We start from the raw sequence: 9,598 nt of genomic DNA on the forward strand, positions 1-9,598 counted from the left end.
AGTATATTATCATGTCTAAGAAACTTTGTAAATACTTTTTTATTGTTTTATAAATAATATTTTTGATTTGTCATAAAATTTAATTCAAGGCATTCCAAACATTGTAAATGACAATGCTGATATTTGTAAATATATTACATTAACAATAGTAATTTATATAAATTGATGCTATTGTATATATTTGCTCAATTATCAAAATAGTGCTAAAATAATAAAAATAGAGATAAATCAAATTTGGGGGTATGTAAATGCACAATAAAAAAAGAGATTCGTTAATTCTTGGAGCTGCTCTGTTTTCAATGTTTTTCGGAGCAGGAAACCTGATATTCCCACCATTTTTAGGCTTTATGTCAGGCGATAAGTGGAACTGGTCAATGATAGGCTTTTTTATAACAGGCATAGGCTTACCATTCTTGGGAATAATAGCTTCTGCCAGAGCCGGTGGAGATGTTAGCAAATTAGGAAATAGAATTTCTCCATTATTTTCTAAATTTCTTGGCATAACAATAGTCCTTGCAATAGGACCCTTGCTTGCAATTCCTAGGACTGGAGCAACTTCTTTTGAAATGGGTGTGCTTCCAATTCTTCCACATGCAAATCCAATAGTTTTTATGATTATTTATTTTGGAATAACTTTATTGCTTACGATTAAACCTACAAGTGTAATAGACAAGATTGGAAAAGTACTAACTCCTGTGCTTTTGATTATTTTGCTATTATTGATTTTTAGAGGAATTTTCTTTCCAATGGGGGATCCTGTCGATGAGAATTTAGCTAGACCGTTTTCAGATGGATTTACACAAGGTTATCAGACTATGGATGCGCTTGCAGCAATATTATTTGGCGGGATAATATCTACATCACTAGCTCAACAAGGTTATAGCAGCAAAAAAGATCAATTTTCAATGACTAAGAGAGCTGGAATAATTGCAATATCTGGTTTAGCATTTGTATATGGTGGACTAGGTTACCTTGGTGCAACAGGCGGTCAATTATTTCCAAAAACTATTACTAGAACTGATTTAATTATGAATATTGCTAACAATTTACTTCAAGCCTTCGGAGAAATAGGTCTGGGATTGGTTGTGGGATTGGCATGTTTAACTACATCAGTTGGGCTTACAGCAACTGTAGGACAATATTTTAGTCAAATTAGCAATGGCAAGTTAAAATATGAGGTTGTTGTAATTGTAACTACTTTATTTAGTGCAGTCATGTCAATAAATGGAGTTGAATACATAATAAAACTAGCTGAGCCAATACTTACTTTTATGTATCCTATTGTCATTGTCTTAATTCTACTCACTGTTTTTTTAGGCGACAGCATTAAAAATAACAATGTATTTAGGTATTCCATATACGCTACATTAGTTATCAGCGCATTAGAAACTTTAAATATGCTTGGTGTTAACGGTTTTGTCCTAAAGATTGTAAATTTTCTTCCTTTTTCCTCATATGGATTTACATGGGCTTTGCCAGCATTCTTAGGAGCAATTTTAGGAGCTATCATAAAACCCCAAAAATACGATAAAGCTGATTTATAATGTAAAAAGCTAGTGGCTTAAGCCATTAGCTTTTATTTTTTACAATCACTCTACTACTACAGCGGTGCCAGAAGCAGTTACCATTATCATATTCCCGCCTTGCCCTAGTACTTCATAGTCTATATCCACTCCTACAACTGCATTTGCTCCTATTTTTTCTGCTCTTTCTTTCATTTCAATTATAGCTGTTTCTCGTGCTTCGATTAGCTCTCCTTCGTAAGATTTTGATCTACCGCCAAAAAAATTGGATAATCCAGCAGCAAAATCTTTAATAAAATCCACTCCTAAAATAACTTCACCGAAAACAATATCTTTATACTCTATAATATTTTTGCCATCTACATTTGGAGTTGTGGTTACAATCATGATATCCCCTCTTATCTTTTAAATTAATTGCAATTATAGTATACCATATATTTACTTTTTATCGAAAATGTAAAATCAAAATTTTAATATCATACTAAATTTATATTGGCAACTCTTTAGATTCTATTCTAGTCTTTAATTCTTTTATTTTTTCTTCTATTGTGAAAATAACTTTTTTAAATTCCTCGTCGTTCTTTCCTGTAGGGTCGTCTAATCCCCAGTCTTCCTCATATTTAGAAGGCACAAACGGGCAAATCACATTACAGCCCATCTTTATTACAATATCAATTTCTGGAAGTTCAGTTATCAGCTTAGAGTATTGGTCTCTCTCCATATCTATGCCATATATCTCTTTCATAAGTCTAACTGCATCTTGATTGATTTGAGGTTTTGTTTCTGTGCCAGCTGAATAGCTCTCAAAAACATCCGAAGCGAAGTGTTTGCCTAAAGCTTCTGCAATTTGACTTCTACATGAGTTGTGTACACATATAAATGCCACTTTCAATTTTTCATTTTCCATATGGATACCTCCTAATTTCACTTCTTAACTATTTATACTTTCAGCACTCCTCTAAATCCTCTTGAAGAATAATATGAATCCGCTCCATTGTGGTACACAAAAACAGTATCATAACGTCTATCGCAAAATAATGCCCCACCCAATTCACGAATTCTATCTGGTGTTTTAATCCAACAGGACGTTTTTGTATCAAATTTTTCTATCTCCTGCAGCTTCCTATATTCATCTTCATTTAATAGTTCTATACCCATATCTATTGACATGCTTAAGGCACTTCCATCTGGTTTCATGGATTTTCTTGATGAAAGTGCCTTTTCATCATAACAAAGTGATCTTCTCCCTATCGGACTTTCTCTAGAACAATCGCAAAATATATATTCATCGCTAGCTATAATGTAATCAACTACATCAGGTTCTCCACCAGTTCTTTCCATTTCATTCAATGACCATAGTTTTTCTTTGTTTAGCTTTAGCCTATCATATATTGCCTCCCATTCAAGTTTTTTATGCCTATTCATATTTTCTTTAAACCTATTCTCCAATGTTCTTAGGAGTTCTTCTGCCAATGTATTTGATAATTCTTTAATTCTGTCCAAGTCTTTTACATCTCCTATTATCTTAGTCGTCTCCATGGGCTTGTATATTTATCTTTCTTCAGTATTACTTTACCCATTCATTGGGGTCACCCATCCCACGAACAGCGATATAATTGATCTTAGGGATGGTTACAATCTCGGGCTTTGCTTTTGGCATATAATATTCCTTGTATTCTTTCTTGAAATCAAAAGCCATAATAATCCCCTTCTTAATATAATATTAAATCTTAGAATTTATCGATTCTTCATTTTATGAATCAGTCGAATTCTTAATATCCTTATGAGCAATAAGACAAAACATATTAAGTAGCGATGAATATAGTACAATGGTCTATCTCCAAACTCACTATCTAAAAAGTTCATCTTTAAGAATATAAATTTTATAACATTTAAAATCAAAACAAATATTTTTATTAGAAAATAATATTATTTTGTGAGAGCATCTATCATATTTGTATCCCAAATATGTGAAAAGGTTTCGAAATAATCCTGTGTTTTTGCAAAATAAACGTAGTAGTTGCTATCCACACCAGCATCCCATATGGCATCAAAATATAGAAAAGTATCATTATATTGAATTATATTCCACATATGATCTACGCCTTGTCCTTTTCCAGTAACATTGTAACATGGAATATTTAAGTGAGACAAAAGTAAATATACAGCATTTGCATATCCACCACAAATAGCAGTCTTATTTTTTAAATGCACCATAAGCTGTGGTCGAGTCAATGGATACATCAGATGTACTACCTTTAAATTCGGGATCATATACAACTGTAGAGGTTACATAATCATATACAGATTTAATCTTTTCTTCATCCGACATTCCCGTTGTGATAATACTTTTTAAAATGTTTTCTGCATACTCATCCGCTTTTTCAATTCTATCTACACACTGATCTAAAGTCATTCCTATTGGAGCAGACGCAAGTAATTTTGTTGCATCATCATTGAATGAGTAGATAATATAACCATAACCACATTGAGATAGAAGTACTTTTTGCATTATCTCATAATCCATCTCCGGATTAATTATAGCGATCTGTGCTGACTTTTGTCCTGTTAGTTGGTTAGTTATTTTTATTAAATCTTGGTAAGTAGAAATGACATAAACACCTTCTGAAATATTATTGGGATTCACCTCACCTGTTTTATATGGCATATAATTTAACTGGCACGATGCCATTTGATTTCTGTCATCGTAATCAATAGTGATCGAATAAGCATATTTTAATGATGGATCATTTGAAAGAACATCAAAATATGCGTTTTGTATTGTTATCTGCACTTCGTCTTTTGATAAATTCATATTAGACATGTCAAAGGAAACACTGGGAACAAAAGCTTTAACAGCTTTTTCTATAACAGCTGATATATCACTTTGAGATGATGGTTCCGTTGTCTCAAATGTAGGCGATTGGGTTTGTGTATCTCCCGATACATCTGATGGATCAGAAGGTTCATTCGTTTCAATGATATCGGGAATTGTATCGATCGGTAAATTGGAGTCATTTTTTCATTTGGTGAACAAGCATAAAGGATGAAGCTTAAAAGAAGAACTGACGTCAACACGATAGATTTTTTTACATACCTATTTGTTGAATGCCTATTCTTAAATCGATTTTTTATTTCTGAAATAAGTCTAAAATTACTCATATTAGTTGTAACTCCTTTATAGAGTTTATAATTTGTCTAAATAGCTCTTAATTTTTTATTTAAATTTATTTTTCTAACTATGACATTATTATAACACTTTATTCTTTATGGTTTAATTTATTTAATAGTGATTTTAGTATCTATTAAGTATTGGAAAACATATAAAAATCAATCTTTAAAATATGATGTTTTAGAATGATTCCGATAATTCTACTATATTTATTCCACATTCACCTTATTTGTTAATAGTAATTGCTTTTGCCCTTTAATTAGTAAAATCCCTTCTTCTTGCAGCTCTGATAATTTACGGCTTAGAGTCTCATGACTAACTCCAATTAAACTTGCTAATCCAGCACGACTTAGCGGTAATTCAATCAATATTCCTTCCTCGTTCTTAATGCCATTCTCCTTTGCTAATTCAAGCAATAGCCTTAAGGTTTTTTCCATTGCATCTTCAAGCACTAAAGACTCCAATTGGATTTCAGCCTTGTTTAGTTGGCTTGTTACTGCGGCCAAAAGACTGTAGGAAAGATCTGAAGATGTTTTTATTAACATCTCAAGGTCATTCTTATGAATTGTACAAATGCGACAATCTCCAATCGCCTCAGCACTGCTGTTCAATACATCGTCCTTAAACAGCACCATTTCTCCAAAAAATTGTCCTTCTCTTAACAACCTTAATATATATTCGTTCCCATTTTTACCAATCTTAAATAGTTTGACTAAACCGGATTCAATTATATATAGATATTCGCCTGGATCTCCTTCATGACATATGATTTCACCATTCTTATACTCTTTTTTTCGAACAAGGTTGTTTATCTCCAAGAGTTTTTCATCATCTAACTCTGAAAATATCGGCACTTTCCTTACACATAATTCTTTTGAGTGGTTACATTGAGACAATTTCTTCACCTCCCATTCTATATTTTGCCCAAAATCTAAACCTAAATATTGTGAGTTTGCTAATCAATAAGGTGTCCTTGATATTATATATCTTTGACCTGAGCTTTCTTCACTTCATAGCCTAGCTTTTCTATGACTTTTTCAACCTCCTTGATTGACACAATTTCATCGTCATAGTTAAACTTTACTTTACTTGAGTTGAACAATACATTTACACTGTTGTTTTCGACTCCATCTATAGATTTAACACCATTTTCTATCTTTTGCATGCACGATGGACAAGTCAAAGATTCCAATTGGATAATTGCTTTTTTCATTTTCATCATCCCTTCTTTTTTTAATTATACCCCTTGCCAAATTTTTTCATCGATCTCTGTAAAAATCATTCACTTGTTTTCTGATTAGTACCTTAATCTGTAACGCAATAATCTCATGGCATTTAGTATTACAGCCAGAATGCTCAATTCATGGACCAACATTCCAATGGACATATTCATCCATTCACTAAAGAAAACGCTGATAAGTAAAACCAGTACTACTCCTAATGCTATCATAATATTTTGTCGCATATTTTGGGCAGTTGCTTTTGCCAAACCCAATGCATGGGGCAAGCGTCCAAAATCAGAGTTCATTAATACTACATCAGATGTTTCTATTGCCACATCTGTACCACTGCCCATAGCGATGCCAATCTGTGCCAATGCCAAGGAAGGACTGTCATTTACCCCGTCTCCAACAAATGCTACTGTTTGGCCTTTAGCCTGAAGATTTTTAATAAATGATTGCTTATCTTCAGGTAGCATATTGCCAAATGCTTCTGTAAGCCCTAGTTCTTTTGCTACTAAATCAACTGTTCCCTGATTGTCCCCAGAAAGCAATACCAGATTTTTTATGCCTAATTTTTTGAGTTTTTTTAGAGCTCCTTTCACACTTGGGCGGATTGGATCACGAATGCCCATCAAAAGCTGTATTTCACCCTCTAATGAAGTCAGAACCAATGAGTTGCCTTCAGATTGCATCCCTAAAATATCTTTCTTAATCTTTTCATTTAAATACACATTTTCTTTTTCCATCAAAGCTACATTGCCAACTGCAACCCTGTGTCCATCTATCTGAGCTATGATCCCTCCACCTCTAATTACCTCTGTCCTCTCTACTGGATAAGCTTTAACATCTCCAATATATTCAACTATAGCCTTTGCAAGAGGATGATTGGATTCCTTTTCTATACTCAATAGGTAACTTAATATCTTTTCAAATTTGTCAGTGTAAATTTTCTGTTGAACAACTTTTGGATTGCCTAAAGTAAGGGTTCCTGTCTTATCAAATACAATGGTATCAAGCCTGCTAAGATCACCGATTACTTCGCTGCCCTTTAAAAGCACTCCATGTTTTGCACCATTTCCAATGCCTGCTACATTGGATACAGGAACGCCTATCACCAACGCACCAGGACATCCTAATACTAGTATTGTGATTGCCAATTCAATATCTCTTGAAATCAACCATACTATGAAAGATAGTACTAACACTGCTGGTGTATAATGTTTTGAAAACCTATCAATAAATCTTTCTGCTTCTGATTTAGAGTCTTGTGCCTCTTCCACCAATTCAATTATCTTCCCAAACGTCGTATCTTCCCCTACTCTGTCTGCAATAATTTTAAGAGTTCCATTCTCCAAAATAGTCCCAGCAAACACTTTAGAATCTCTCTTCTTAAAAACTGGGAAGGATTCACCTGTGATACTTGCTTCATTAATGTAACCCTCTCCGGTTATAATGGTTCCGTCGACAGGTATTTTTGCACCAGTTTTAACAAGCAATATGTCCCCTACTTCTACCTCGCCTACTTCAACAATTTCAAACTCTCCGTTATCCATCTGTTTTAAGGCACTTTCCGGAGCCATTTCCGTCAATTCTTTTATAGCTGATCTTGTTTTGTTCAATGTCCTTTGTTCTAGATATGCTCCAAATAAGAAAAGGAATGTCACAATGGCTGATTCTTCAAAATTTCTTATTAGAAACGCACCAGCTACTGCTATGGTCACCAACACATCTATGCTGACTACTTTAACCTTAAGAGCTTGATATGCTTGTATAGCTATAGGCGTTACGCCTAAAAAAGACGCAAAAACCAGTAACCACAAAAAAATTTCAGTGTTTCCAAATACGAATTTGCTAATAAATGCAGTAGCAATTAAAATCCCACTAATAACTGTTATGTGATTTTTTCTTTCTAATATCATTTTTTGCATTTATACTCGCCTCTTTCTAGACAAACCGTTTGATATAAATACATTCTACTTACTGTATATCTCATCTAATTTTGACAGCATGTTGTATACTGATTCATAACTTTCGCAGACATCACTAGGCACCTTATAATTAGCAGTTATTTCACGTAATTTGTCGAACTCCTCATCAAGATTAGGATTTCCTGTTTTTAATTCATTTGTTTTATTGAGAATTATGTCGAATAATTCCCGTACCTCATGAAATTCAGGATGATTTCCTCCATGAACTCGATCTACGATTGGAATTAATTGATCTAATTTTTTTAAATATCCTTCACTATCTTTTATGAATGTTTCATGTTCCTTCATCACACATACCCCTTTCAATTTTCTAATTTGACTTATTCTGTATTTTAATATTATCAAGAAGTGAATGAAAAAACATTGATATATATCAAAATTTAAAATAACTATTATAATATTATCAATAAATTTTTCTTCCATTAGAACAAAAAATAAAATGTCCATTTTGAAATCAATTCAATGGACATTTTATTTATACAATACTATTAATTATAATTAGGTTTAGACTCTTTCATCACCTAATATTGTCTCCATTCCTTCACTTAATTTGTTTATAAAATCATCTAGCAATGCATCTTTTATTACTCTCTCAAGTCTAGTTAAATCAGTCTGCGTAGAAAGAGTAATGTTTTCTCTAACCGATTTGTTGAAAATAAAAGTATCCTGAGGAACAAAAGAAATCAACTTGAAAAGCAATTCAGATGAAATATCTCTAATCTCTTTGCCATATATATATACTTCCTGTGTAATCATCATACAACCCTGCTAATAACTTTAATATTGTCGATTTGCCTGATCTAGTTGAACCTAAAATTAAAGTCTTTTTCCCCTTTAAGAATCTCTAAAGAAAAGTCTGATTTCCTAAAAGACCCATTTGTTGGTATGATTTTCTAGGTAAAAACAACATAATAGCAGCAAATACTGACAAAGGGTTGTAGTAAAATAAGACAGCGCTTGAAAAAATAAATGTAGTAGTTTGTAAAATTATCTTTATAATAGTGTCTAAATATTGAGTTTCAAATTTATTTACATCATTTGTTATTGTTGAAGATATTTCTCCAATTGAGTGTTGTGAAAAATCTCTCATGGACATTTTTAATATTTGGTCTGTACAATCTTTCTTTAACGAAAAAAGATAACTTTTCTTAAACTTAGCTCCTGAGACCTCTAATAAATAATATCCAAACCAGAAATAAGGATAATTGCTAAAAAGATTATCAAAAGGTAAATTATTTCATTGTATTTTTCAGATAAAAGCATCTCCAATGCATATTTCATTGATAATGCTATAGATACTTGTGACAAAGCAACTATTATTGCTGACATAAAAATAGCTATGATAAATGGAAATGATTTTTTCAAATAATATTTTATATCCTTAACATTATTCTCCATTTTCCCCCCCCATTATTTAATATTATAGCTCGTTGCAGAACTCTGCGACTCGCATAATCACTATATTTTATATATTGAAATGGCTGGATTCCCCCCATTTTGGGTATATATTCATTAACTAGATGTGTATAACTCAAAATAAATAAAGAAAGGAGAATCCTATGCCAGTTTCAGCTAAACAATTAAATCTTTGTGACGTTTCTACTGACTTTGATAAATTTTATAATCAAAATCAAAACAATCTGCTTAATTTATTAAATCAATTCATTAATATTAGTGATTATATCCCTTTTT

General features: G+C 32.4%; 14 protein-coding genes and 1 pseudogene. 1 reads left to right on the top strand and 14 read right to left on the bottom strand.

Going from position 1 to position 9,598, the window contains the following annotated elements; translation table 11 throughout:
- Positions 1-248 precede the first annotated feature (248 nt).
- Complete coding sequence (gene brnQ / locus BO51_RS09445; RefSeq protein WP_496486116.1) at positions 249-1,544, top strand: branched-chain amino acid transport system II carrier protein; 1,296 nt, start codon at positions 249-251, stop codon at positions 1,542-1,544.
- Between the two features lie 45 nt (positions 1,545-1,589).
- Here brnQ and BO51_RS09450 read toward each other — a convergent pair whose 3' ends face one another.
- The 14 genes and pseudogenes from BO51_RS09450 to BO51_RS09515 form a co-directional block, all read right to left on the bottom strand.
- Complete coding sequence (locus BO51_RS09450) at positions 1,590-1,910, bottom strand: putative heavy metal-binding protein (protein WP_496486118.1); 321 nt, start codon at positions 1,908-1,910, stop codon at positions 1,590-1,592.
- A gap of 100 nt (positions 1,911-2,010) precedes the next feature.
- The gene (locus BO51_RS09455) at positions 2,011-2,430 is read right to left on the bottom strand and encodes an arsenate reductase ArsC (protein ID WP_496486120.1); all 420 of its coding nucleotides are present in this window, start codon (positions 2,428-2,430) and stop codon (positions 2,011-2,013) included.
- 32 nt (positions 2,431-2,462) lie between these two features.
- Positions 2,463-3,026 carry a DUF4256 domain-containing protein gene (locus BO51_RS09460; RefSeq protein ID WP_496486122.1) on the bottom strand — a complete coding sequence of 188 codons (564 nt, stop codon included), beginning with the start codon at positions 3,024-3,026 and terminating at the stop codon, positions 2,463-2,465.
- 64 nt (positions 3,027-3,090) lie between these two features.
- Positions 3,091-3,222: a hypothetical protein gene (locus BO51_RS09465; protein ID WP_496486124.1), complete on the bottom strand. Its 132-nt coding sequence runs from the start codon at positions 3,220-3,222 to the stop codon at positions 3,091-3,093.
- A 230-nt stretch (positions 3,223-3,452) separates the two neighbouring features.
- Positions 3,453-3,767 (bottom strand): hypothetical protein, encoded by a 315-nt coding sequence (locus tag BO51_RS09470; RefSeq protein ID WP_496486126.1) that lies wholly within the window; start codon positions 3,765-3,767, stop codon positions 3,453-3,455.
- The gene (locus BO51_RS09475) at positions 3,721-4,347 is read right to left on the bottom strand and encodes a hypothetical protein (RefSeq protein WP_496486128.1); all 627 of its coding nucleotides are present in this window, start codon (positions 4,345-4,347) and stop codon (positions 3,721-3,723) included. Before BO51_RS09475 ends, BO51_RS09470 begins: the two co-directional genes overlap by 47 nt.
- Positions 4,348-4,904: 557 nt before the next feature.
- Positions 4,905-5,591: a Crp/Fnr family transcriptional regulator gene (locus BO51_RS09480; RefSeq protein WP_496486130.1), complete on the bottom strand. Its 687-nt coding sequence runs from the start codon at positions 5,589-5,591 to the stop codon at positions 4,905-4,907.
- 83 nt (positions 5,592-5,674) lie between these two features.
- Entirely contained in the window at positions 5,675-5,908 is a 234-nt protein-coding gene (locus tag BO51_RS09485; RefSeq protein WP_496486132.1) for a heavy-metal-associated domain-containing protein, read from the bottom strand.
- Positions 5,909-5,992: 84 nt separating this feature from the next.
- Entirely contained in the window at positions 5,993-7,846 is a 1,854-nt protein-coding gene (locus BO51_RS09490; protein WP_496486134.1) for a heavy metal translocating P-type ATPase, read from the bottom strand.
- A gap of 45 nt (positions 7,847-7,891) precedes the next feature.
- A complete protein-coding gene (locus BO51_RS09495; protein ID WP_496486136.1) occupies positions 7,892-8,194 on the bottom strand; it encodes a hypothetical protein in 303 nt (100 codons plus the stop codon).
- A gap of 216 nt (positions 8,195-8,410) precedes the next feature.
- Positions 8,411-8,665: a hypothetical protein gene (locus tag BO51_RS09500; protein WP_496486138.1), complete on the bottom strand. Its 255-nt coding sequence runs from the start codon at positions 8,663-8,665 to the stop codon at positions 8,411-8,413.
- Entirely contained in the window at positions 8,622-8,723 is a 102-nt protein-coding gene (locus tag BO51_RS09505) for a hypothetical protein (RefSeq protein WP_496486142.1), read from the bottom strand. Before BO51_RS09505 ends, BO51_RS09500 begins: the two co-directional genes overlap by 44 nt.
- 27 nt (positions 8,724-8,750) lie before the next feature.
- Positions 8,751-9,029 (bottom strand): annotated as a pseudogene (locus BO51_RS09510) (ABC transporter transmembrane domain-containing protein); the annotation flags it as partial.
- Between the two features lie 47 nt (positions 9,030-9,076).
- Positions 9,077-9,304, bottom strand: coding sequence for a hypothetical protein (locus tag BO51_RS09515; protein WP_496486140.1), 228 nt, complete (start codon positions 9,302-9,304; stop codon positions 9,077-9,079).
- Between the last annotated feature and the right edge of the window lie 294 nt (positions 9,305-9,598).

The organism is Soehngenia saccharolytica DSM 12858, from assembly GCF_059568515.1.

Excerpts from the sequence above, each read along its gene's own strand:
- brnQ (WP_496486116.1), top strand. The coding sequence starts at position 249 with ATGCACAATAAAAAAAGAGATTCGTTAATTCTTGGAGCTGCTCTGTTT.
- BO51_RS09450 (WP_496486118.1), bottom strand. The coding sequence starts at position 1,910 with ATGATTGTAACCACAACTCCAAATGTAGATGGCAAAAATATTATAGAG.
- BO51_RS09455 (WP_496486120.1), bottom strand. The coding sequence starts at position 2,430 with ATGGAAAATGAAAAATTGAAAGTGGCATTTATATGTGTACACAACTCA.
- BO51_RS09465 (WP_496486124.1), bottom strand. The coding sequence starts at position 3,222 with ATGGCTTTTGATTTCAAGAAAGAATACAAGGAATATTATATGCCAAAA.
- BO51_RS09470 (WP_496486126.1), bottom strand. The coding sequence starts at position 3,767 with ATGTATCCATTGACTCGACCACAGCTTATGGTGCATTTAAAAAATAAG.
- BO51_RS09475 (WP_496486128.1), bottom strand. The coding sequence starts at position 4,347 with ATGTCTAATATGAATTTATCAAAAGACGAAGTGCAGATAACAATACAA.
- BO51_RS09485 (WP_496486132.1), bottom strand. The coding sequence starts at position 5,908 with ATGAAAAAAGCAATTATCCAATTGGAATCTTTGACTTGTCCATCGTGC.
- BO51_RS09490 (WP_496486134.1), bottom strand. The coding sequence starts at position 7,846 with ATGCAAAAAATGATATTAGAAAGAAAAAATCACATAACAGTTATTAGT.
- BO51_RS09495 (WP_496486136.1), bottom strand. The coding sequence starts at position 8,194 with ATGAAGGAACATGAAACATTCATAAAAGATAGTGAAGGATATTTAAAA.
- BO51_RS09500 (WP_496486138.1), bottom strand. The coding sequence starts at position 8,665 with ATGATGATTACACAGGAAGTATATATATATGGCAAAGAGATTAGAGAT.
- BO51_RS09515 (WP_496486140.1), bottom strand. The coding sequence starts at position 9,304 with ATGGAGAATAATGTTAAGGATATAAAATATTATTTGAAAAAATCATTT.